We start from the raw sequence: 22,709 nt of genomic DNA, 5'->3' as shown, positions 1-22,709 counted from the left end.
TCGTCGGACATCATCCTTGATCGGTTGATGTCGCTTCACCCCAAGATCATTGATCTTGTGCTGGACCGTGTCTGGCGTTTGCTGGACGCCTTGGATCACCCCGAACGCGATCTGCCCCCGGTGATTCACATCGCGGGCACCAACGGCAAAGGCTCGACCCAGGCGATGATCCGTGCCGGGCTTGAGGCCGCCGACAAATCGGTTCACGCCTATACTTCGCCGCATCTGGCACGGTTTCACGAGCGCATTCGTTTGGCGGGCACGTTTATTTCCGAACCCGCGCTGATGCAGGTGTTGGAAGAATGCGAGATTGCCAACGGCGGCGCGCCGATCACCTATTTCGAAATCACCACCGTTGCGGGCATCCTCGCCATGGCGCGCACCCCTGCGGATTATACTTTGCTTGAGGTGGGCCTTGGCGGGCGGTTGGATGCGACCAATGTGGTCGAGTCCCCGGCCTTGACCATCATCACCCCGATCTCGATTGATCACACTCAATATCTGGGCGAAACTCTGGCCGAGATTGCGACGGAAAAAGCCGGGATCATCAAACGCGGTGTGCCCTGTATCGTTGGCCCGCAACCCGACGAGGCGATGGAGGTCATCGAAGCCCGCGCCGCCCGTCTTGGCGCGCCGCTTTTGGCCTATGGTCAACACTGGCATGTTTGGGAAGAACGCGGTCGCCTGATTTATCAGGACGAACACGGGTTGCGTGACCTGCCGCTGCCGCGTCTGATCGGCCATCACCAAGTCATCAACGCGGGCGCTGCCATTGCCGCGCTGCGCCATCTTGGCTTTGACGATGCCGCCTTTGAGGCCGCTTTAACGGACGCCTATTGGCCCGCCCGGATGCAACGCCTTGCCACCGGACCGCTGAATGATGCCGCCCCGAAAGCCGAGCTTTGGCTTGATGGCGGCCATAATCCGGCTGCGGGGATCGCCTTGGCCGAGGCTCTGGACCGTTTGCCAAACCGTCCAACCTATATGGTCTGCGGCATGCTGAACACCAAAGACGTGGGAGGCTATCTCGAACCGCTCGCGCGCCATGCCGAACGGCTTTATGCGGTGTCGATTCCCGACGCCCAAGCCACCCTGCCCGCCTCCGCCACCGCCGAAACGGCGCGCGAAGTTGGGATGGAGGCCCTCGAAGCCCAAAGTGTTTTGGCCGCAGTGCAAGAGATCGTCAGCACCGCCCCCGAAGCGCGTATATTGATCTGTGGCTCGCTCTATCTGGCCGGGCATATCCTGCAAGACAACGCGTGATCTGAACAGTCTCTGTGCGCTCGCGCATGTAGGCGCACGGCGGATTTGGCAGTATCTCTAGGCCAAGCACAGGAGATGCATCATGTCTTTGGAATTCGGAATCGACACGTTTGGTGATGTCACATGGGACGATCAGGGCCGCGATCTGTCGCACGGCCAAGTGATCCGCAACGTCATTGAAGAGGCCAAACTGGCCGATGCGGTTGGCCTCGATATTTTCGGTCTGGGCGAACATCACCGCGACGATTTTGCGGTCTCCGCCCCGGACACGATCTTGGCCGCCATCGCCGCCGTGACCTCAAAGATCAAACTCACCTCTGCAGTTACCGTGTTGTCCTCGGACGATCCGATCCGGGTGTTTCAACGGTTTTCCACGATCCAAGCCATTTCAAATGGCCGCGCCGAAGTCACGCTTGGACGCGGCTCATTTACCGAATCTTTCCCGCTCTTTGGCTTTGATCTCTCCGATTATGAGATGTTGTTTGAGGAAAAATTTGAGATTTTTTCCAAACTGACCAGTGAGGAGAAAATCAGTTGGTCGGGCCGTCATCGCACCCCGCTCAAATCGCAAACGGTCTATCCGCGCCCTGAAAAGCCGATCCCGGTCTGGGTCGGTGTTGGCGGCACCCCCGAATCCGTAGTGCGTGCGGCCACCAATAACATGTCGATGTCTTTGGCCATCATCGGCGGCCCACCCGCCCGTTTTGCCCCCTACGCCGGGTTGTACCGCGAAGTGCGCGAAAAAATGGATGCGGCACCCTTGCCCATTGGCTGTCATTCGCCGGGCCATATTGCCGCCACCGACCAAGAGGCACGGGATCGGTTTTTCGACGGCTACCGCGTGATGCATCAACGCATCGGGCGCACACGCGGCTGGCCGCCGCTGACCCGTGACGCATTTGAACACGAGGTTGAAAACGGCGCGCTGTACGTTGGCTCGCCCGACACGGTGGCGCGCAAAATTGCCGCCACGGTTCAGGCGCTCGATGTCCAGCGGTTTGATCTCAAATATTCCGCTGGCCCGGTCAGCCATGAGGTGTTGATGGACAATATTCGGCTCTATGGCGAAGAGGTTGTGCCGCGGGTGCGCGCGCTTTTGGGCCTCACAGCCTAAGTCACGCGCCGTCTTCGGCCTCGCCCCAGCTCGCGTCCTGCATCTCGCGCAGGCGCGACGCGGTGCGTTCAAATTCAAACGCCCCAGCGCCTTCGACATACAGGCTCTCGGGCTCATCCACCGCACTACACACCAGCCGCACCTTAGCCTCATAAAGCGCGTCAATTAGGGTCACGAACCGTTTGGCCTCGTTGAAGTTGCTCCGGGTCAGGCGCGGAATGTCTTCCAAGATCAGCAGCTTAACAGCGCCCGCGATGACAAGATAATCGCCGGGGCCAAACATCTGACCACAGAGATCCCAAAAGCTCGCCCGCGCAATGCCGTTGTGAAACCTGGGCAAGACGACATCGCGGCCTTTGACCTTGAGCGTCAGCGACTCGGTCGCACCGCCGGTCAAATCCGTCCAAATATCCTCAATCGCTGCCCGTGCCTCTGCGTCCACCGGCTGAAAATACACCGGCGTTCCGGTCAAACGGCCTTGGCGATAATCCACCGGAGAATGCAGATGATGCACCTCCAGCCGTTCTTTCAAAATGGCGATGAAGGGCAAAAACAGCTGGCGGTTGAGCCCGTCTTTGTAGAGATCATCTGGCACCCGGTTCGAGGTGGTCACGACGGTGACGCCCTTGGCAAACAGCCCCTCAAACAACCGCCCCACGATCATCGCGTCGGCGATGTCGGTGATTTGCATCTCATCAAAGCACAAGAGTTTGATTTCGCTGGCGATCTCTTCGATCACGGGGGCTATGGCATCCGGTGTTCCGGCCTTGCGCGCCGTGTTGATGCCGTCTTGGACCTCTTGCATGAAAGCATGAAAATGCACGCGGCGCGCCGGCACCGGGGCATGGTCATAAAACAGATCCATCAACATGGATTTGCCGCGCCCCACACCGCCCCAAAGGTAGAGCCCCGTGATGGGTTCGGGTTTCTTGCGCCCGCCGATCAGGGACAAAAGCCCTTTTTTCCCGGTCGGTTGGCTGGCCAGTTGCGCCCGCACCCGTTCCAGCATCGGCAGCACAGATTCCTGCGCCGCATCCGCGCGCAGCGTGCCCTCGGCCACGCGGGCCGCATAAATATTCATAAGCGTATCCATGCCCTCCCCATACTGCGTCCCGGATCATAAGAAAAGATGATGCGTTTCATGCCAATCATTCAATTGACCTGTGCCCGGATTTTGCCGAAAGCTGACGCAAAGGAGACCAAAGATGTCCACCGCACGCACACCACTTCTCACCCCCGTCCTTTTGGCTGGGTGTATCGTCATCATCGTCAGCTTCGCGATCCGAGCCTCCTTTGGTGTGTTTCAGATCCCGATTGCCACCGAGTTCAACTGGCCCCGGTCGGAATTTTCCTTGGCCATTGCGTTGCAAAACCTGTTTTGGGGCATCGGACAGCCAATTTTCGGCGCTTTGGCCGAACGGATTGGTGATCGAAAAGCCATCATCCTTGGCGCCTTGACCTATGCGGCGGGGCTTGTGCTGTCGTCATTCGCGGTCACACCTGAGGCACATCAGCTCTACGAAGTGCTTGTCGGATTTGGCATCGCGGGCACAGGGTTTGGCGTGATCCTGGCGGTCGTGGGCCGGGCGTCTTCGGATGAAAACCGGTCGATGTCCTTGGCCATTGCCACGGCGGCGGGGTCCGCCGGACAGGTGTTTGGCGCGCCTTTGGCGGAATGGCTTTTGGGAATGATGGCATGGCAAAACGTGTTTGTCCTCTTCGCCGCTGCAATCTTACTCACGCTCTTGGCGCTGCCCCTGATGCGCTCGCCACACATGGCAAGCAAAGCCGAATTGGAAGAGAGCCTTGGCGCGATCCTTGGCAAAGCCTTTCGCGACCCAAGCTACACGTTGATCTTTTTGGGCTTCTTCTCCTGTGGCTATCAGCTTGCCTTTATCACCGCGCATTTCCCTGCGCTGGTGACCGAGATGTGCGGCGCGATTGACCCGTCGGGCACGCTCGCATCTCTGGGCGTGACCTCTACCTCGGCTTTGGGCGCTGTGTCGATCTCGCTCATCGGCTTGGCCAATATCTGTGGCACACTGTTCGCTGGATACCTCGGCAAACGCTATTCAAAAAAGTATTTGCTGACCGGGATTTACATTGGCCGGACCTTGGCCGCTGCCGCCTTTATTGCCTTCCCGATCACGCCAACATCCGTGTTGGTCTTCTCTGTCGTCATGGGCGCGCTGTGGTTGGCCACGGTACCTCTGACCTCCGGCCTTGTCGCCCATATTTACGGGCTGCGTTACATGGGAACGCTCTACGGCATCGTGTTCTTTTCTCACCAACTCGGCGCGTTTCTTGGTGTTTGGCTGGGCGGACGGCTTTATGACGTCTACGGCAATTACACCGCCGTCTGGTGGGTTGGCGTTGGTATCGGGGCGTTTTCCGCCATCGTGCATTTGCCGATCAAAGAGGTGCCTCTGGGCAAACGCGTGGCAAACGCTTTGGCTTAAAACCCTGCGGCGCTGAGGTCTTTCGCCGTCAAAAGCCCCTCAGACACAAGACGATCGGCCCAGCCCCTTGGCCCGTCAAACAGATGCGTCTGCCAGCCTCGGCTGGCGGCCATATCAAGGTTTTCAAGGCGGTCGTCGGTGAACAAAAGCGCCTTTGGTGCGATGTGGCAGTCCGCTTCGACCATCTCGAAAATCAAAGAATGCGGTTTGACACAGCCCATGCGGCCAGAGACGTAACGGCGGTCAAACTCCATCAAAAACGGGTATTTCGTTTCGGCAAATTCGAAACTTTCAATGCCAAAATTGGTCAGAGCAAAAACCGGAATGCCCTTGGCCCGCAAAGCGCGTAAAATCGCGACAGAGCCGGGAATGGCGGGAGCGGCCATTTTGATCCAGTCGAAATACCACATCAGGATTTCGTCTTTGAATTCAGGGTAGTGATCCGCCGTTGCCGCAATCGTTTCGCGAAAATTTGCGCCCTGATCGACACGATCGTTCATCGCGTGCAAATCAACGGTTTCAAACATCTCGCGACGGCGCGCTTCGCCGATCACCGCATCGTAATGGCGCTCCGGCTGCCATTCGATCAACACGTTGCCAATGTCAAAAATCACCGCGTCTATGGTCATAGGGCATCCCTTTTTGCGCCTTGCACCGCGCGTTCCAAAGCATCCAAAAACCGCGAGCGATCCGCCTTTGAAAATGGTTTTCCGCCGCCTTGGCGGAACGGGTCCGCCGCGCGCAAATCATACATCAAATCGCGGGTCGCCAACGCGTTACCGATGTTCGCGGGCGTAAACGCCTCGCCGTCATGTTTGATCACGCGCGCACCCGCTTCGACCGCTTTGGCCGCCAAGGGAATGTCACCCGTGACCACCACATCACCGACGCCGCGCGCTCCGCAATCCACATGTCAGCCACATCCGGGCCATCGGGAACGATGACCAACTCGACATAGGGATTGGGCGAGGGCCGCAGCCCGCCGTTGCAGACAAAGAGACAGGGAATTTGGTGCCGGGTGGCGACTTTTTCGGCCTCGGCTTTGACTGGACAGGCATCGGCATCAATGTAGATTTTGGTCACAGATGCCTCCGAGGCGCTGGCTTATAGGTCAAATCTGCATCAACCGCCGCCGATCAATGCCCCCGCAGCGAACACCAGCGCGCCGCCAAGCACAACCTGAAAAGCCGCCCGCAAGAAGGGTGTTTCCATGAATTTGTTTTGAATCCACGCAATGGCCCACAGCTCGATAAAGACCACGATGAAGGCGATGATCGTTGCAGTCCAGAAGTCGGTGATCAGATAGGGCAGCGCGTGCCCCAAACCGCCGACCATCGTCATGATGCCCGAGGCAAAGCCGCGTTTGATCGGAGAGCCACGTCCCGAGATCACGCCATCGTCATGCGCGGCCTCGGTGAAGCCCATGGAAATCCCCGCGCCCACAGAGGCGGCAAGGCCGACAAGAAAGGTGGTGTGGGTGTTTTGGGTGGCAAAGGCGGTGGCGAAAATCGGCGCAAGGGTCGAGACCGAGCCATCCATGAGGCCCGCGAGGCCGGGTTGCACCCATGTCAGCACGAATTGACGATGCGCGGCCTTGTCTTCGGCCTCGCGCTCGTCTCCATCGAGGAACTCTTTCTCCAATTCCCCGGCTTTTTTGTCGTGCCCGGCCTCCGCGGCGGCCAGATGTCCCAAAAGTGCGCGGGTGTCGGCATCTGTGGTGCGCGCGGCGGCTTTGAGGTAAAATTCTTCGGCGCCACGTTCCATCGCCTGCGCTTCGGACCGCATCCGCTCAAGCCCGAGATTTTCGATCAACCACACCGGATTGCGCGCATAATAGCCCGAAACATGCTCGCGCCGGATCAACGGAATAACAGTCCCGAACCGTTTTTTATGCAGTTCAATCAAAGAGGTGCGGTGGCCGTCTTCCTCTTTTGCCATCGCCTCGAACACAGCCGCACTGCTAGGGAATTCTTCGCGTAAACGTTCGGCATACATACGATAAATCTGCGCATCATCTTCCTCGGAAGAGATCGCGAGTGCGAGGATTTCCTGTTCCGTCAGATCAGAAAAGCGGCGGCGATTGGCAAAACCGGGGATCATTTGGGCCTCTCTTTTAGAATGGTTCTAAATTATGAAATTCACCGATGGTTCGCAAGCATCAATTTACTCTAGAGCGTTCCGCCATAAATCCGTGATTCAGGTTTATGGCGGAACCTGTTAAACTAAACTGTTGAGTTCAGAAATGCTTGCTCAACTGCACCGATCCGTTTAAATATTGATGTGGTCCGTGTGTTGTACGGCCTTCGATCGACATCCCTGTCGAGCACTGGGCAGGCCATAGGGCCTGCCTTTTTTCTGTATCACTCCAGAACACGAAAGGGCAGTTTGTTTTCTTATTTCGTGATTCAGAAAACCCAAAAACCGCTCTACTATAACCAGACACGGAGGGGACTCATGAGCGATACACATCCCGCGATAAAAAAGGGACGCAAATTCGATCAGGTTGTCGAAGGGGCGCGCATTGTGTTTCTACGCGACGGATTCGAGGGCGCATCAGTTGATGACATCGCCCGCGAGGCTGGCGTGTCCAAAGCCACGCTCTATAGTTATTTCCCTGACAAACGCGTGTTGTTTTTAGAAATCGCAGCCCAAGAAACCAGACGGCAGGCCGACGCGTTTGAAGAGCGCATGGACGAAAACCTTTCGCCTGACGCGCTTCTACCAAATGTCGGCCGCAAAATCCTTGATTTCATCCTCTCGGATTTTGGTCAGGCGGTGTTTCGCATTGCGGTGTCGGAAAGTGACCGCTTCCCCGAATTGGGTCGTAAATATTATGAAAGCGGCCCGGCCTTGGTGACCAAGCGCTTGTCGCAATATCTTGCAAGCTGCACCGCACGCGGCGAATTGGCGATTGACGACATCGAACTGGCCGCCGAGCAATTTGCCGAATTGTGCAAGGTCCGCGTCCAATCCATGCGTCTGTTTCAGGCCTGTTGCGACATCGACGATTCTGAAAAGCAAAAGGTCATCGACGGCGCAGTTCACATGTTTTTATGTTGCTATGGAGTACGCAAATGATCCGCCCCACAGTTGTTGCCCTCATCCTCGGTGCCTGCGCCCTGATCGGATGCAAAGAAGAGACACAAGAGCCCAATGGAGGTCCGGAACCTATGGCTGCGACAGAATGCGCTTTAGAGCTACTTACCCCCTTGATCGGGCAGGACAAATCCGCGCTTGACGCGTTTGATCTTCCCGAAGGCACCCGCATCATCCCTCCGGGGCGCATGGTGACAATGGACTTCCGCCCGGAGCGCACGAATATTGATCTGGATGCAACGGGCCAGATCATCCGCATTTGGTGCGGCTAAACGCAACACATCAGCCAACGCAACGCCCCCTAAAGGAAAAGCCGAGACAGCAAGCTGCCTCGGCCTTACAAGTTGGTTTTGAGCGAGATCCCCGGAGTCACGAACTGGGTGGGGGCTGTTAAACCGTAACACCGGGGCAAAGCGTTCTCGCTCTGCCTAACGTTTTGCCCCAACACCTTGGCCAAAAAAGGGGTGAAACAAGAAAAGTCGCAGACCATTTCATGGCCGCAATAAGGCGACCGGGGGTGGCAGTCGATTGTGAAATGAGTTTCCTTGATTTCTGACAGATTTATGACCAAGCTCAGAACATGAATGCACCAACTCCCTTTCCCGGCCCCGCGCCTCAACACGACAGGGTCGCCTTTGATCGCCAGGAACTTGGCACGATCCTGGGACTGTATGGCCGGATGGTGGCCGCGGGCGAATGGCGCGATTATGGCATGTCGTTTCTCAAAGATGTCGCCGTATTTTCCGTGTTTCGACGCACCGCCGAACATCCGATCTACCGGATTGAGAAACGTCCAAAACTGCGCGGCAAACAAGGGATGTATTCGGTCATCGGCATGGATGGCCAGATTCTCAAACGCGGCGGCGATCTGCGCGCTGTGCTGCGGATTTTGGACCGCAAACTGATCCGCGCGGTCGAATAGGCCCGCCTTACATCCGCCGATGCGCCGTGACCGGCCCATCGCCCTGCGCCTCGATCCGTGCAATTGCCCGCAAGATCGGCTCATAGGCCACAGCCATGTGATGAGCATTGGCGTGAATCAGAACTTCGTCATCGACGCAAAGCGCCACATGGCCCTTCCACAACAAAAGATCGCCGCGCCTGTAGGGCGCTGAGGCGGGGGCGCCCATACTCATTTGCATATCGCTGTCACCCGGGCAGTCGATACCACAGGCCAAAAACGCCGCCTGAACGAGACCCGAACAATCAATGCCAAAGGCGGAATTGCCGCCCCAAAGGTAAGGCGTCCCAAAGAACAGTTGCGCGACCGTGACAGGATCGGAAAAGGGTCGCTCGATCGGGCGGATATGCGGTTTCGGTACAAAAAACCCGCCCTCGATCTCCATAAATTTGCGCCGCTCATCCACCACCCGGATGCGCGCGCCGAAAGACAGGCTTGCCACCGCTTCGGATTTGAAATCATCGGTGGGATAAAGATGGGCAGCGCGCACGGAAATCAGGTGGGTTGGCGTCATATTCGGCCCAAGATCGGCCTCAGCCACATAGCCCACATAGCCATCGCGCCGCGCGACGCCAAAGGCCCATCCGTCTCGGCGCTCCAGCACGTCAAACCCGTCGCCCCACAACACTTGTCGATCCCGCGCACCGTCGGGTGCGGTGCGCAAATCGGCAACAGGGACGCGGACGGTGGCGGGCTTTGCAAGCACTTCGCTCTGGCCTTGGCGGGCATATCCCGCAAGCGCCACTCGGGTATTGGCCGGAGTCAGGCGGCGATCCGTCATAGCGACAAAAGCTCCGGCAAAGCGGCCAAAAGCGCGCGTGCCCCTTGGCCAACGCCGCCTTTGGGACGCGCTGGCGCAGCCGTCGGGTTCCACCCATAGATGTCAAAATGCATATACCGCGGAGACTCGGTCACGAAACGCCGCAAAAACAGCGCAGCAGTGATCGACCCGGCCATGCCACCCGAGGGGGCGTTGTCGAGATCGGCAATCCCCGGCTCGATCATGCTCTCGTAAGGCTCCCAATAGGGCAGTTGCCAGACCGGATCGGCCACCTTGGCCGCCGCGGCTGACAGCACCAAGGCATCCTTCGGATCAGTGGCAAAAAACGGCGCGAGATCCGGCCCAACGGCCACGCGCGCCGCTCCCGTGAGGGTCGCCATCGAGATCAACAAATCCGGCGGGGTTTCATCCGCAAGCGCCAGAGCATCGGCCAAAACCAAACGCCCCTCGGCATCGGTATTGTTGATTTCAACCGTCAATCCTTTGCGCGAGGTCAACACGTCTTGTGGCCGGAAGGCGTTGCCCGACACCGCGTTTTCCACCGCCGGGATCAACACCCGCAGTCGCAGCGGCACATCCAGCGCCATGATCATTTTCGCCAGCCCCAAAACGGTCGCCGCCCCACCCATGTCCTTTTTCATCAAGCCCATGGAAGCGCCGGGTTTGAGGTTCAACCCGCCAGTGTCAAAACACACGCCTTTGCCCACCAGTGTCAACGTCGGCCCTGCCTTGCCCCAGCGCATGTCGATCAAGGCAGGGGCGCGCGGCGAGGCACGGCCCACGGCGTGAATCATCGGGAAGTTTTGCTCCAACAAAGCCTCACCTGACGTTACAGAAATCTCTGCACCATGCGCCTGCGCCAAGCTGCGCGCCGCCTGTTCCAACTCGGCCGGGCCCATGTCATTTGAGGGCGTGTTGATCAGATCACGGGTCAGCGCCTCGCCCGCAGCAATGGCTTCGATCCGACCGACATCGATGCTCTCAGGAGCCACAAGATGGACGGAGGATTTTGACTTTTTAACATATGTATCAAAAACATATCCGGACAGAAGCCACGCCAAAAGCTGCTCCTCCAATGCCTCGCCCGTCAGCGTCGTGTGCAAGGCATAGGTGCCGTCCGGCAATTTCGCACGCACCGCGCCAAAGCCAAACCGGTCCCGCGCCCGCGTTTTTTCGGTGCCAAACCCGGCGACAACCGCCGCAATTTTCCCGTCTGCCGGAATCACGCAGACAGTGCCCAATGCGGCGGAAAACCCATTGGCTTTGAGCCAGAGCTTATCATCGTCGGATCGGGTGGCGAGGAAACCGTCCAGATCGTCAGCGCCGATCAGGAACAAAGGAACAGCGGACTCTGTGGGTGAGACAAAAGAAAGTGGCATCGGACGGGCCTTTCATTGGCGTTGCGCCAAGACTAACCGATCCGATGCCACCTGCAAGCTGGTTCGCGGGACGGCTGTCCGGCGCACCAAAGTCTTTTCTGTCGCCTCTTTTGATCCGCGATTGTCGGAACGGGTCAGAGCGATGCGCCCTGAAGGTCCCATACCGCCAAAAGGGAATTTTCCCCGATCCGCATCAACCGCTCCACACAAGCGGCCAAGGCCGTTCCGTCATCGGACAGCGCCAATTCATTCACGTCACTTGCGACGCGTGCGAAACTGACCATCCCGATCTGTTCGGAAATTGCGACCATCGAGCGTGCTGCTCGCTGTAAGTCTTCGAGCTGGCTCTTTCTATAGCTGCTCTCGACTTTGGCCAATCTGACCGCCAGTTCTTCCATGGCGCGCGACACGACACCATCGGCCCCTGACGTGCCAAGTTGACCATAAAGTTGATCCAAACGGTCTCGATCAACGTGCACAGCCCCATCGGGCCGCAGCTTTACCACCACCATTTTAGTACCCCACATATTTGAGCGCCCCCACGCGCCGTGATCTGACTTTGGCTCAAGACCCTCAAGAAAAGGTTTAGTCCCAAGCTGATTTTCCCTCGAATTCCTCGAAAACTCTCATTACATTCGCGCAAACTGGCTATCGACATCCCCAAGAGAGCTTCTCCGCGATGAAATATGCAAAACCCCTCCCAAGCTATATGGTTCAACGGTATCAAGGATGGAAAGCGACCACGTTTGCCGAGAACAAATCCTGGTATCGCCGTCTGGCCGAAGACGGTCAGCGTCCGCGCGCGTTCATCATTTCCTGCTGTGATTCGCGGGTTCATGTGACATCCATTTTTGGCGCGGATCAGGGCGAATTTTTCATCCACCGCAACATCGCCAATCTTGTCCCACCCTTTGCCGACGATGGCGACCATCACGGCACATCGGCGGCGGTTGAATATGCCGTCACCGCGCTCAAAGTGGCGCATATCGTGGTTTTGGGCCATTCCAATTGCGGTGGCGTTCAGGGCTGTTACGACATGTGTTCGGGCAATGCGCCTGAGCTTGAAGAAAAGTCTTCGTTTATCGGCCGCTGGATGGACATCTTGCGTCCCGGATATGAGCGCGTCCTCGACAAACCGGAAGGCGAACGCAAGCGGGCATTGGAAAAAGAATCCATCCTTGTGTCGCTTGAAAACCTGATGACGTTCCCCTTTGTCCAAGCCGCCGTCGAAGCCGGTGATCTGACACTTCATGGGCTTTGGACCGACATTGGTGAGGGCGATTTGCATCAGTACGACCCCGAGACCAACAGCTTCTCGCCAATCTGATCCGCTTAAGCCACCAACCGCAGAACGGTTTCAATCGTATCGTCGTTGAGCGCAAGCGCATTGGTCAAAAGATAGGGCGCATCGCCACTGTTTCCGGCCTGCGCTGTCCCAATTACTGCGCCGGTTTCAACAGAACTGGAGCGTACGAACATGGGTTTGCTCATTTGTGTGAGCGTCTGACGGATGACCGGACGCTTACTCAGGTCCAGTGCCTCAATCTCTTCGGGAAAGAACATAACGGCCCCGCTTTGATGCAAGTTCAGAGCGATGGTGCGACCTTGGCGGGCTTTGTCGAAATAACTGGTCATGGCGTTTCCTTTTTCAGAGTGGCAGTCGGTTTGGATCAGGCGACAAGCGCAATACGCGCGCCTTGGTCCGGGCGAAAATCGGGGGTTTCGCGACATCCGCCCAAAAGCACAACATTGGAACGGCGTGCATCACGGGTCAGATTATGGTTCGCCGGGCGGCATGTCGCCTCAAACTCCTGCACATCCCAGCTGAAAGACATCGCGCCGTATACGGTGCCAGATTGGCCGGTTGTTTTCATCAGCATGATCATCGTTCCATCCTTTCGGTCCGTGCCCCCGGCCCCCGTGAGATAAAGGGACCACAGAGCGCGGTTTGACGGTAGGAAAGCATGGAAACAATTTGAGATATTTGCTGATTTTCGGCGAAGCGGAAAAACAATAGCCCTGTGTTATCAAACACCTAAACCAGAGTTAAAGCTCTGTTTGAAAAGTTAAAATTTGGTGCAACCCCCAAAAGAGGGTTAATTTCGCCAAAGGTCCATGACGCGCGTCGGGCGAAGGTCGGGCAAGCCCGCGGCAGCTTCATGGCGGCTTTGTGACGTCCTCTGTTTCTCTCCACTTTCGAACGAATCGCCGGCCCAGCGCGGACGGCGCGCAACAGGGCGCCGCCCGCATAGTATGCGTTCAGCCCTGAATCATTCCAGCGCCATCCCCTCAGGCCAGCGCAGGCTTTCCCGCAAAGTGATGTCTTGGGTCTTGCCCGCATCCAGATCGAAATGCCACGCCATCACACCGCGCTTGTCGTCCAGATTGGTCATATCCGGCATCGGCGTGGCCGACCAATCGACCTTAAGGTCTTCTTGCTCCGACACGGACACCCGGTCGATCACCTCTATCGGCCAGGTCTTCGCCGTCAGGTTTTCCACGGAAATCCGCACCTCAGACGACATTTCATTCGATTTCGAAATCACGCCCCGATCGCCTTCGTTTTTCGCCAGCACCGTTCGGGTCACGCGGATGCCATCGACCACACCAAAGGCCAGATCGACCTCGGCCCCGTCCACAACCGTGTCCAAACGGGTCTCGCCAAGGCTCACCCCGTCGCGGATCAGCCGCACAGAGCCGGGCACCAACATTTCGCTCGTGTCATTGGTGAAATGTGCCATGAGATAACCAGTGTCTTCAAAAAGCGGCACAGCCCGCACCATGATCTCCGGCGACAGGGCCACTTCGGAGAGGGCGAATTCGCTCATTCCCTCATCGGAATAGAGCGTTGTCGGCGTCGGATAGCTATAGGTCAGGCTCAACCCGGTAAGAGTGGCGGTGGCCATTTGTTTGTCCATCGCCATGGGCGCCGCCATCACCGATTCGGCATAGCCCGCCATGCCTGCGTCCGCGCTGCGCATCAATTCCTGAACCGGCTGTGGCTCATAAATGCGGCGCACCCAGGGGTAGACCTCATTTGGATCGCTGCGTCGCGCCGGATTGTCGGTGGCAAAGCGCAACATCACGTTCTGCCAGTTCTCGCCCGTCTCCTGAGTCGCCTGCACCGCGCGGGTAAGGTCCAACGTGCCTGTTTCTGTGTTCAGCCGCGCCGTATACATCGGCCGCCAATAGGCATCGTCCACACTATAGCTGAAATCCACCGTCACATCGCCCGCCTCGGCGACATCCAGCGCGAGGGTGATCGACAGGCGGTCACCCCCAGACGGGGCAAGACGGTCCAAGGCGGCTTTGGCGCGGGTGATATTGTCCTTGAGGGCCTCAAGGTCTCGGTCTGCGGCCTCGGCGCGGGCGGTCGCATCAGCCATGGCAAGACGGGCGGACAAGGAGTGTTCGCGGATCATGTCAGCCGTGGCGGCCATCGTGTCGACAGACGTGGCCTCCCCTGCCGACAGGCGACCCAAATAGGCCAATGTGTCCTCGGCGGCGGCGACCTCTAGGCGTACTGCGGCGGCTTTACGGGTCTCGTCGCGCAGCTGCGCCTCAAGCGCGTCCAATGCGGCTTTCGCGGCCTTGGCCTCTGGTGTGCGGTAGCGCTCCGCATCGCCAATGGTGGCTGTGCGTGCATAGGTGACCGGACCCAACGCGGCACCCGTTACCGTGCTTTGCAGACTGGCAATGATCCCGTCGACCGAGCTTGCAGGAATGTCGGTAAAGGTCACCTCATGCTGGCCCGCGGGAAGGCTGATCTGGCCCTCTCGGGTCACGGTGGCGCTTTGCGGGTAAAGCGTCACTTCGGTGACATCCGACTGGGCGGAAAAACTATCGGCCAAGCTCATACCGGGCACAGTCATCGCGCAGATCACAAGCGCGGATGTGGTCCAAATGGATTGTTTGGCAATGGGGTTTGAAAACATCGTTTCCTCCTGTTCGATCGGAGGAGAAGGTCCAATGGCACTGCGTGAGACGCAAGTCATATTCCCGCGACAGAGGAGCTTTTGCGCCGCTCCCGGCAAAAGCCCGCCGACGGAGATGCCTTGTTAAGCCACGGTTTTATTATAGCCCTCACCCGCAATGCCGCCGAATTTGTCCCCAAAGGTGCGGCATAACTCCTCGCGCGTCAGGCGGGGCTCGGTGTTCACGATTTCCTCGGCCCAATCGCCCATCCGATCTTCGGCGTCACATTTAGGCGCGCAAGGATCGTGCCGGATGGCGCTGAGATTGATCTTCACTCGAAACATAAATGACCTCCCTCTCTATGTGGCGGTGTCTTCAGTCAATCAGAACATAACAGCGCCACAATTTCTCCGCGCTGATAAATAAACTTTAAAGTTAATGCGGCCTCTAGGAGGAATTTTCAAAACTCCCCTTTTATTTCAATGACATAAATAGATAAAAACTTGAATTTATTGCTCTGTGAGCGCTCTGAGTTTTCGATCTTTTGGGCGCAAAGATGGCAAAACTGGTCCCTAAATCCAATAAAAAGACGGCAATGCTGTCCGCGCAGCGTCGAATCGGCAACAAAAAGGGCGCCCGCAAGCGCCCTTTCTTTAAGACTTTAGTAACCAAAGATCAGAGGCTCTTTTGGCCTCCTACCCTTAGCCTTTTTTCAAAACCCGACGGCCCAGAAGCTCGGCGATCTGAACCGCGTTCAGAGCCGCGCCTTTACGCAGGTTGTCGGAGACGCACCACAGGTTGAGACCATTCTCGATGCTCACGTCCTGACGGATGCGCGAGATAAAGGTGGCGTAATCGCCAACGCATTCAACCGGCGTGACATAGCCGCCATCTTCGCGCTTATCGACCACCAAGATCCCCGGCGCAACGCGCAGGATTTCGCGGGCTTCATCTTCGTCCAGAAACTCTTCGGTCTCGATGTTGATCGATTCAGAATGGCCGACAAACACCGGCACACGCACACAGGTCGCGGTGACTTTGATCGACGTGTCCAAAATCTTTTTGGTCTCGGCGATCATTTTCCATTCTTCTTTGGTGTCGCCGGAATCCATGAACACATCAATATGCGGGATCACGTTAAAGGCGATCTGCTTGGTGAATTTCGCCGCGGCGCGTTCCTGACCTGGGACATACATGCCCTTGGTCTGATCCCACAACTCATCAATCCCGGCTTTGCCCGCGCCAGATACCGATTGATAGGTCGACACAACAACGCGTTTGATTTTGGCACGGTCATGCAGCGGCTTCAAAGCCACAACCATCTGCGCGGTCGAACAGTTCGGGTTGGCAATGATGTTTTTCTTCGCATACCCCATCACGGCGTCCGGGTTCACTTCCGGCACGATCAACGGCACATCGGCGTCGTAGCGATAGAGCGACGAGTTGTCGATCACCACACAGCCCGCTTTCGCGGCTTTCGGCGCGTAGATTTTGGTCGCGTCAGACCCCACGGCAAACAACGCCATGTCCCAGCCGGTGAAATCAAAGGTGTCAAGATCTTGGGTCTTGAGGGTCTTGTCGCCAAAGCTCACTTCGGTGCCGAGAGATTTGCGCGATGCAAGAACCGCAATCTCATCCACAGGAAACTCGCGCTCGGCGAGGATGTTCAGCATTTCGCGGCCCACGTTGCCCGTGGCGCCTGCGACGACGACTTTATAGCCCATTTGGCACTCCTCATCAGTCCAGGTTGACTGGCGCGGAGCCTTACGCGAAAGGGCGTTTGGAGGAAAGAGGGTTTAGTGCCCTACGGCAGTCTTTGCCGCCTTTATCCGCTGTACTGCGGCGTTTTGGTCGATCTCGATGGTGCCATCGGGGCTTTCCGATACATGCGGGAAATGCACCTGATCAAGATAATTCATGAAAGCGGCCCGCAAGACCGGATCAAAGGCGAGCGATTCCGCCTCCGCCATCGCCGCATGGAGTGCCGTTTGGTCCCCGGCCACACGCACCAAACCGGGCAGCGCAAAAAACGCCTCGCCCAAAACAATCACTGGTGTGTCGTAGAAAAACGATTGCAGCCCGACCGAGGAGTTGATGGTAACCACGCCACGGCTGGCGCGGACTTGGGCGAAAGTGTCGGTTTGGTTGTCGATGCGCAGACGTCCTTGAGCAATAGACATGGCGCGGGTCAGCGGTTCCGCCAAAGAGGTCTTGGCGGAGGGGTGTTCTTTGATCCGAATATGCCAACCCTCTGGCAGGGCCTCGGAGGCCTCGGCCAGCGCTGCGATCATCCCTGCAACGGAGCCGGTCCAGCCGCCAAACATGGTGATTTGGCTGTCATTGGGCACTTGCAACGGCACGAAAAGAAACGGCTCATCGGACAGATCGGCCTCCACCTGCCTCACATCGGCGCGCCGCGACAGCCGCGCGGTGAGGTTTGCCCCCATCGCCCGCCACGCGTCGCCCTGACGATCCGCGCGTCCTGCCGCCCATGCGGTGAAAAACCCCGGATCGCGCGGCACAGAACTCAGCGCATTGACGCCTTTGGGATCAAGTTGCATCCGACCGGGAAAGGGCGCGAGTTCACCATAAAGCCGCGGCACCCCTGCATCGCGCGCCCCTTCCATGAACACACGGCGAGAGCCGGTGATGCCATTCCAACACATCGCGATCCTGTCCGGGTGGCGGGTGAAATAGCGGCGCGCGCCGTTGTATTGCGCCCAGATCAGGCGAAATTTCAACATCCGCACCAGCGCGCTTTTGGGCTGGCGTTTGGCCACGGCCATCGCCGCCTTGGCACGCGCGTCACTTTCGGGAAAGCCGTGAAACGACAGCGGGATCAGCGGCAAGCCTTTGCCGCCCCCTGCCGCCTTGGCGACCGAGGCAAAGAAGCTGTCCTTTTTGGTCGACCAGCCTTTGAGATATGCGATCATCGCGCGGATGCCTCCTGATCAAGCCCCGGTGCCACAGGTGTTCACCCCAAATGTCTTAGGACAGGCGCCGCCCTGTCACAAGCCAGCTATCGGGGATCGCGCGCGCCAAAAGCATAGACCACAAGGCCAAGCACCAGCGTGATAGAGAAGAAGCCAAAGACAACACTATAGGACGTCACCATGGCGCTCTCGGCCCCCATCTGCGCGGCAAACAAGCGCGCGGAGACAATCTGTGACAGGCCCACGCCACCGATGGAGAACAGGTTGATCAACGTCACCCCGCGCCCGACCAGTTCCGGCGGCAAAAGCGTGCGACCGTGGTTCATGATCTGCGGATAGTTGGACGAGAAAAATCCAACCAGCGCAAACAAGACAATGGCCGCCGTCACCTTGGCATCGCCAAAGCCCCGCCATAACATCGCCAAGGGCACTAACGTCAGCGCGGCACTGCCGCCGACGATCCATTTGTGGCTTTTGATCAGGCGATCAACCGGACCAAAGGCAAGGCTGCCAATGATCATCGCAAACGCCATGACCAGCGTCCCCGTTCCGACCTGCGCTGAGCTCAACCCATGCACATCGGACAAATAACCGCCAATCCAACTGCCGCGCAACCCGCCCCCGGGCGCGTAAGCGACCAAAGCAATCAACAAGATCGGGTAGAGTGCGCGCAGTTTCAACAAATCGCGCATCCCTTTGCGCGGCCCTTCCGCAGTGTGAGCAAGCCGGGGCGGATCCTCGACAAAACGATAAAGCGCACCGGCAATCAATAGCGTCAGAGCGGCCAAAGCCAGCAATGTCCCGCGCCAACCCAACAGCTCCATCGACCATGTCAAAGGGGTGGCGGCAGCAACATTGCCCAACGACCCAATGCCAAGCACAAGCCCGGTCAGCGTGCCGAAACGTGCAGGCGGCGCGGTACGGGCGATGATGTAAAGCGAAGTCATCAACACCGGAGAGCAACCGATGCCGATCAACATCATTGCGACGTTGACTCCTAAAGGCCCCTGCGCCATCGCAAACACGATCGCCCCCAAGCCACCGCCAAACGACAAAAGCACCATCGCCGTGGCTTTGGGGGAATGATGGTCCAACAACCAGCCCACGGGGATTTGCATAGCGGCAAAGGTCAAAAACCACAGCCCCAAAGCCATGGACGTGTCCTCAGGCCCCAACCCGATTTCGGATTTGAGAATGGGCCCGAACACCGCAAGGCAAGCCCGATAAAATTGACTCAGCCCATAGGCCAGCACAAGCCAGACAATGCCTTTGACCATGATCCCCTCCCAGAGATTGGCGCGCCAAACCGAGAGGTTTCGGTCTATTCGTTCCCATTTAAGCGTGTTGCATTTGACCGGAACCAGATCACATGCAAAACGCCCGTAACATTGATGCTACGCGGTCCTTTTGCAAGCCTCCTGACCCCAGAAACACGCAAAAGGCTTTAGTGTATGTTTTTATTAAATTCTTCTCTTAAAATCAGTAAGTGAGTTGAATACGACACGATGTAGATTTTTTTCGCCGAAAACAGACTGGCCGCATAGTTTGTGGTTTCCCGCTTAAGGTGAGTATGCAAAATTCGATTTGAACTTGGCTTTGGATGCTGAGTGATTTGTTGTAACGGAGATACCAATATGAAAAAAGTTACCCTCGCCTCTATGCTTGTTGTCGCAACAGCATCCGCTTCCTTTGCCGGTGGCTATTCTGAGCCCGAAATGGCCCCCACCGTGATTGTTGAGGAAAGCTCCAGCTCTTCCAATGGTTCCATGGGTGGTAACGCTCTTTTGCTTCTGCTCGGCGCTGCTGCGCTCGCAGTTGCTCTCGACTCCTAAGTCGACCTGTTTTCGAATTTTAAAACGGCGGTCATTTGGCCGCCGTTTTTCTTTCTCAAATTCAAATGTCTTGAGCGCCAATGACGCGCTCACCTCAGACGGCGAAACACCAATTGGCCAATCTCGGCACTGGCCCATTGCACCGATTGCACCATCCGGCCTCCCGCATCAATCCAATAGGTGTTGGTGAAAGAAAATTCCCCGGTCGCGGTCTGACAGGTCTCGCGCATGATCCTTGCAGAGGTCGAAATCTCACCAGATGTCACCGATTGAGTTTCACCCGGCGTGATTGCACAGGTTAGCGCCAAACGCGTCGTGCGCTCCAACCCATCCAGAAACCGATAGGTTTTCGTCACCGTCCCGGCCTGTTTTGTGGTGATCAGCCGCACAGCCCCGCCGTCTTCCACAGACATCAAGTCATTGCCAAAGCCACGGGTGGCCGTCAGCATTCCCCGATCAAGGCTTGTGGTTTTTCGATCGGCCCCCACCCAAGTGATCACCGAACCGTTTTGGCCATAGATCGAGGTCACCGCATAGGCGCTCGTTTTTTCTTGCATCACAAATTGCAGCGGGACCCCTGGGATTTCTCTCATGGTGGTCTCAATCGACACGCGCGGATCAACCGGGGGCGCGGCTTTACCCTTGCCGCCCAGCTTCCCCACAGCCATGGACGAGAGATCTTTGATCGTTGCGCTGGCCCGTTTGGCGGACTGATCATTGCCACAGCCCATCAGGCCAAACGACAAACCGAGCGCCGCCAAAGCCACGGCAAGACGCGTCATCTTGTGCTGTTTCATCTCCAATACCGCCCCCAACGGTCTTCGATCTCTGGTTGTTGGGTGCCGCGGATACGCTCATACAACCGTCCCTGCACATTCAGGCGCGCGCCGCCATCACGGGTGAGCGATTGCAACAGGAAATCATTACGTTCGGTGGTCGGCGTTCCGGCGAACCAATCAGAGGGCATGGAAATCCGAATGCCTTTGTCAAAAGAGCCTTCGCCAAATTCATCAAAGGGCACATCGGTCAAGGTCGCATAGGCGCCAACCCGCCAACCATTGTTGAATTCGCGATCCACAGAGAACGTCGCGCCCCAGTCGCCGGCAAGATAGCGACCCACATCCACTTGACCATGGAAACCGTTGCCCATGTCGTAGTAGCCGGAGACGTGCCCCGTCACGATATCATAGTCGCCGAAGCCAAACAGATCATCAAAATCGCGTTTGAGCGCATAGTTGACCTCGGCGCCAAGGGCCAGGCGGCTGGCGGATTTTTTCCAAAGCACTTCACCGGACACACCGCCATACATCCGTTCAAGATAGCCGACAGATGCGCGGGTAAAGATGTTTTCAGCCGGATGACCATACCAGTTGGCCGTCAGGTTTTCGAGTTGTACCTGATTGGAATAATAGGGTGCCTCAGAACGCACAGGCGGCAGGGTGGTGTCATCGACGCTGACATCCTCATCGGCAATATTGCCACTGAGACGGACCGAGGTTGACGCCCGCAAAGACAGGCCCGGCATCAGTTCGTAATTGACCTTGCCACGCAATCCGATGTCAGCACGCAATGGGCTTTCGGGGTCAAAGACGGAGGCTGTCAGATAGGGTGACACAGACCAGTGCAGGCGCGGATAGACATCGTCAAGCCGCACCAAAGGATCGGAGGGCAAAGCGCGGGGATCGGCAAATTGCGTCACGGCCAGCATCTGGCCAGCCGGCTCGAATTCAAGCCGCTCGACACCGGTGCGCGGGACGATGGTGGACTGTGTCGGCACGCCCTCAACCACCTCGGTCATCACAAAGGTTTCGACCGACGGCGGGAAGGCCCGCGACATCAGGCGTGACAGGCGACCCAGCGCCTCGGCGCGTGCGGCAAAGCGGGTGTTGTTAAACCGCACTTCGGCGCGGGTCGCGGTCAAAGACATGGCTTCGAGTTCAAGCCCCTCTTTGGCCATCGCGCGCGCCAAGGCTTTGCGAATTGCGGGGGCGTCCGTGCCATCCTCAATCCATGCGCCAGACCACCCCAGCGCATCGGCAGAGCGGCTCGGGCGCTGCATCACCGGAATCGGCGCGGGTTCAAGCCCGCCTTTCACCGCCGGGGTTTTCGGGTTGAGAAATCCGGTGATCCCAAACCCGAACATGTCGCCATAGAGATAAGAGGCGGAGGCAGTGATATGGGGGGTAATGTGATAGCTCAGACCGACATTGAAAGGCGAATTATGCGTGACGATGCCACGCTCCGTTTCGGCCAGATAGGCATCAGACGAATATTCCGCCAAAACGGTCAACTTGTCATTGAGATCGTAACTCAACCCGCCAAACGCCCCGACAGGTCCGCGAAACCATTGATCATAATTGAGCGTGCCACCGGTGTCCCGAAGGTCGCCATCCCGATTGCCGATGGAAAAGCCAAGATCGTTTTGCGTCGCCAAACGGCCCCAACCAAGCCCCCCGGTCACGCGCAGGCGCTCACCGACGGATTTGGTGGCCACTATATATTCACTGCCCAAAAGGCTTGTGCCCATGAGATCGCGCAGACCGAGGGAAACGGCGGGGCGATAAGTCCCCTCGTCAAAAAGCTGATAGCTGAGATCAAAGGTCCGGTCCCAATAGACGTCGAATTCGTCGGTCAGATTTTCCGTGCCGCTGTAGCTGAGGCTGCCAGACAGGCGCGGCAGGATTTGAAAGGCCAAGGTGGTACGGCGCACGGGACCAAAACGCGTATGCGACAGGCTCAGTTGCCCATCCGGTGCCGTCTCTGCCGTGGGCATATCCAACAGACCTGCGGAGCCATAAAGGCCGAAACGTGAGGTGTGCAATTCCTCGGCCATCATCGGTGTGCTTGACAGCGCCACGCCTCCGACCGCGGCCCAAAGCAAAGCTTTGCCGCCTTGACGTTCAGCTCTCGCCCGTCGTCCCTGCATCGTCCTGTGACCCACTTTATTCCCCGAAATTTTACGTACCATATCAGAAT

23 protein-coding genes and 1 pseudogene are annotated in these 22,709 nt (G+C 57.6%); 8 read left to right on the top strand and 16 right to left on the bottom strand.

Annotated elements, in window-relative coordinates; translation table 11 throughout:
* The first annotated feature begins 27 nt into the window (after nucleotides 1-27).
* Both C8029_RS07790 and C8029_RS07785 read left to right on the top strand, forming a co-directional pair.
* Nucleotides 28-1,263, top strand: a complete 1,236-nt coding sequence (locus C8029_RS07790) for a bifunctional folylpolyglutamate synthase/dihydrofolate synthase (protein WP_051130576.1) — start codon at nucleotides 28-30, stop codon at nucleotides 1,261-1,263.
* An 82-nt stretch (nucleotides 1,264-1,345) separates the two neighbouring features.
* On the top strand, nucleotides 1,346-2,377 hold the full coding sequence (locus C8029_RS07785) for an LLM class flavin-dependent oxidoreductase (RefSeq protein WP_009570006.1): 1,032 nt from the start codon (nucleotides 1,346-1,348) through the stop codon (nucleotides 2,375-2,377).
* Nucleotide 2,378: 1 nt separating this feature from the next.
* Here the strand turns inward: C8029_RS07785 and zapE are convergent, their stop codons facing one another.
* Nucleotides 2,379-3,470 (bottom strand): cell division protein ZapE, encoded by a 1,092-nt coding sequence (gene zapE, locus C8029_RS07780; RefSeq protein ID WP_040401720.1) that lies wholly within the window; start codon nucleotides 3,468-3,470, stop codon nucleotides 2,379-2,381.
* A gap of 112 nt (nucleotides 3,471-3,582) precedes the next feature.
* Between zapE and C8029_RS07775 the strand changes: the two genes are divergently transcribed.
* Nucleotides 3,583-4,836, top strand: a complete 1,254-nt coding sequence (locus tag C8029_RS07775) for an MFS transporter (protein WP_152002656.1) — start codon at nucleotides 3,583-3,585, stop codon at nucleotides 4,834-4,836.
* Here C8029_RS07775 and C8029_RS07770 read toward each other — a convergent pair.
* The 3 genes and pseudogenes from C8029_RS07770 to mbfA form a co-directional block, all read right to left on the bottom strand.
* Entirely contained in the window at nucleotides 4,833-5,465 is a 633-nt protein-coding gene (locus tag C8029_RS07770) for an HAD family hydrolase (protein ID WP_152002655.1), read from the bottom strand. The genes C8029_RS07775 and C8029_RS07770 overlap by 4 nt on opposite strands.
* A pseudogene (locus C8029_RS07765) lies at nucleotides 5,462-5,919 on the bottom strand (YaiI/YqxD family protein). The gene C8029_RS07770 and the pseudogene C8029_RS07765 overlap by 4 nt, the downstream one beginning before the upstream one ends.
* 39 nt (nucleotides 5,920-5,958) lie before the next feature.
* Nucleotides 5,959-6,936 (bottom strand): iron exporter MbfA, encoded by a 978-nt coding sequence (gene mbfA, locus C8029_RS07760; RefSeq protein ID WP_152002654.1) that lies wholly within the window; start codon nucleotides 6,934-6,936, stop codon nucleotides 5,959-5,961.
* Nucleotides 6,937-7,290: 354 nt separating this feature from the next.
* Here mbfA and C8029_RS07755 point away from each other — a divergent pair, with 354 nt between their 5' ends.
* The 3 genes from C8029_RS07755 (at nucleotide 7,291) to C8029_RS07745 (ending at nucleotide 8,854) form a co-directional block, all read left to right on the top strand.
* Complete coding sequence (locus C8029_RS07755; protein WP_009570015.1) at nucleotides 7,291-7,914, top strand: TetR/AcrR family transcriptional regulator; 624 nt, start codon at nucleotides 7,291-7,293, stop codon at nucleotides 7,912-7,914.
* Nucleotides 7,911-8,204, top strand: coding sequence for an I78 family peptidase inhibitor (locus C8029_RS07750; protein ID WP_193217614.1), 294 nt, complete (start codon nucleotides 7,911-7,913; stop codon nucleotides 8,202-8,204). The genes C8029_RS07755 and C8029_RS07750 overlap by 4 nt, the downstream gene beginning before the upstream one ends.
* 308 nt (nucleotides 8,205-8,512) lie before the next feature.
* Nucleotides 8,513-8,854 carry a DUF2794 domain-containing protein gene (locus C8029_RS07745; RefSeq protein WP_009570017.1) on the top strand — a complete coding sequence of 114 codons (342 nt, stop codon included), beginning with the start codon at nucleotides 8,513-8,515 and terminating at the stop codon, nucleotides 8,852-8,854.
* A 7-nt stretch (nucleotides 8,855-8,861) separates the two neighbouring features.
* Here C8029_RS07745 and C8029_RS07740 read toward each other — a convergent pair whose 3' ends face one another.
* The 3 genes from C8029_RS07740 to C8029_RS07730 form a co-directional block, all read right to left on the bottom strand.
* Entirely contained in the window at nucleotides 8,862-9,674 is an 813-nt protein-coding gene (locus tag C8029_RS07740) for a C40 family peptidase (protein WP_152002653.1), read from the bottom strand.
* On the bottom strand, nucleotides 9,671-11,053 hold the full coding sequence (locus C8029_RS07735) for a leucyl aminopeptidase family protein (RefSeq protein ID WP_152002652.1): 1,383 nt from the start codon (nucleotides 11,051-11,053) through the stop codon (nucleotides 9,671-9,673). Before C8029_RS07735 ends, C8029_RS07740 begins: the two co-directional genes overlap by 4 nt.
* A gap of 134 nt (nucleotides 11,054-11,187) precedes the next feature.
* Nucleotides 11,188-11,580, bottom strand: a complete 393-nt coding sequence (locus C8029_RS07730; protein ID WP_152002651.1) for a hypothetical protein — start codon at nucleotides 11,578-11,580, stop codon at nucleotides 11,188-11,190.
* A 152-nt stretch (nucleotides 11,581-11,732) separates the two neighbouring features.
* Here C8029_RS07730 and C8029_RS07725 point away from each other — a divergent pair, with 152 nt between their 5' ends.
* The gene (locus C8029_RS07725) at nucleotides 11,733-12,380 is read left to right on the top strand and encodes a carbonic anhydrase (protein WP_152002650.1); all 648 of its coding nucleotides are present in this window, start codon (nucleotides 11,733-11,735) and stop codon (nucleotides 12,378-12,380) included.
* A gap of 5 nt (nucleotides 12,381-12,385) precedes the next feature.
* On the opposite strand, the gene C8029_RS07720 is transcribed toward C8029_RS07725, so the two are convergent.
* From C8029_RS07720 to C8029_RS07690, 7 genes are all read right to left on the bottom strand, one after another.
* The gene (locus C8029_RS07720) at nucleotides 12,386-12,688 is read right to left on the bottom strand and encodes a hypothetical protein (protein ID WP_009570022.1); all 303 of its coding nucleotides are present in this window, start codon (nucleotides 12,686-12,688) and stop codon (nucleotides 12,386-12,388) included.
* Between the two features lie 35 nt (nucleotides 12,689-12,723).
* Nucleotides 12,724-12,939, bottom strand: a complete 216-nt coding sequence (locus C8029_RS07715; RefSeq protein WP_193217613.1) for a hypothetical protein — start codon at nucleotides 12,937-12,939, stop codon at nucleotides 12,724-12,726.
* Between the two features lie 384 nt (nucleotides 12,940-13,323).
* Nucleotides 13,324-14,988, bottom strand: a complete 1,665-nt coding sequence (locus tag C8029_RS07710) for a DUF4139 domain-containing protein (RefSeq protein ID WP_193217612.1) — start codon at nucleotides 14,986-14,988, stop codon at nucleotides 13,324-13,326.
* Between the two features lie 123 nt (nucleotides 14,989-15,111).
* Nucleotides 15,112-15,312, bottom strand: coding sequence for a hypothetical protein (locus C8029_RS07705; protein ID WP_009570025.1), 201 nt, complete (start codon nucleotides 15,310-15,312; stop codon nucleotides 15,112-15,114).
* Between the two features lie 357 nt (nucleotides 15,313-15,669).
* Nucleotides 15,670-16,692 carry an aspartate-semialdehyde dehydrogenase gene (locus tag C8029_RS07700; protein WP_009570026.1) on the bottom strand — a complete coding sequence of 341 codons (1,023 nt, stop codon included), beginning with the start codon at nucleotides 16,690-16,692 and terminating at the stop codon, nucleotides 15,670-15,672.
* A gap of 72 nt (nucleotides 16,693-16,764) precedes the next feature.
* A complete protein-coding gene (locus C8029_RS07695; RefSeq protein WP_009570027.1) occupies nucleotides 16,765-17,901 on the bottom strand; it encodes a capsular polysaccharide export protein, LipB/KpsS family in 1,137 nt (378 codons plus the stop codon).
* A gap of 86 nt (nucleotides 17,902-17,987) precedes the next feature.
* Entirely contained in the window at nucleotides 17,988-19,178 is a 1,191-nt protein-coding gene (locus C8029_RS07690) for an MFS transporter (RefSeq protein WP_009570028.1), read from the bottom strand.
* Between the two features lie 357 nt (nucleotides 19,179-19,535).
* On the opposite strand from C8029_RS07690, the gene C8029_RS07685 reads away from it, so the two are divergent.
* Entirely contained in the window at nucleotides 19,536-19,733 is a 198-nt protein-coding gene (locus C8029_RS07685) for a hypothetical protein (RefSeq protein WP_009570029.1), read from the top strand.
* Nucleotides 19,734-19,822: 89 nt separating this feature from the next.
* Here C8029_RS07685 and C8029_RS07680 read toward each other — a convergent pair whose 3' ends face one another.
* Together C8029_RS07680 and C8029_RS07675 are read right to left on the bottom strand one after the other, a co-directional pair.
* Nucleotides 19,823-20,530 (bottom strand): YjbF family lipoprotein, encoded by a 708-nt coding sequence (locus tag C8029_RS07680; protein ID WP_009570030.1) that lies wholly within the window; start codon nucleotides 20,528-20,530, stop codon nucleotides 19,823-19,825.
* On the bottom strand, nucleotides 20,527-22,614 hold the full coding sequence (locus C8029_RS07675; RefSeq protein ID WP_193217611.1) for a YjbH domain-containing protein: 2,088 nt from the start codon (nucleotides 22,612-22,614) through the stop codon (nucleotides 20,527-20,529). Before C8029_RS07675 ends, C8029_RS07680 begins: the two co-directional genes overlap by 4 nt.
* Nucleotides 22,615-22,709 lie beyond the last annotated feature (95 nt).

The organism is Roseobacter sp. TSBP12 (assembly GCF_009129705.1).
Lineage (GTDB): Bacteria > Pseudomonadota > Alphaproteobacteria > Rhodobacterales > Rhodobacteraceae > Celeribacter > Celeribacter baekdonensis_A.
Note: the sequence above shows the minus strand (reverse complement) of the source record. Positions and strands in the feature narration are given on the sequence as shown.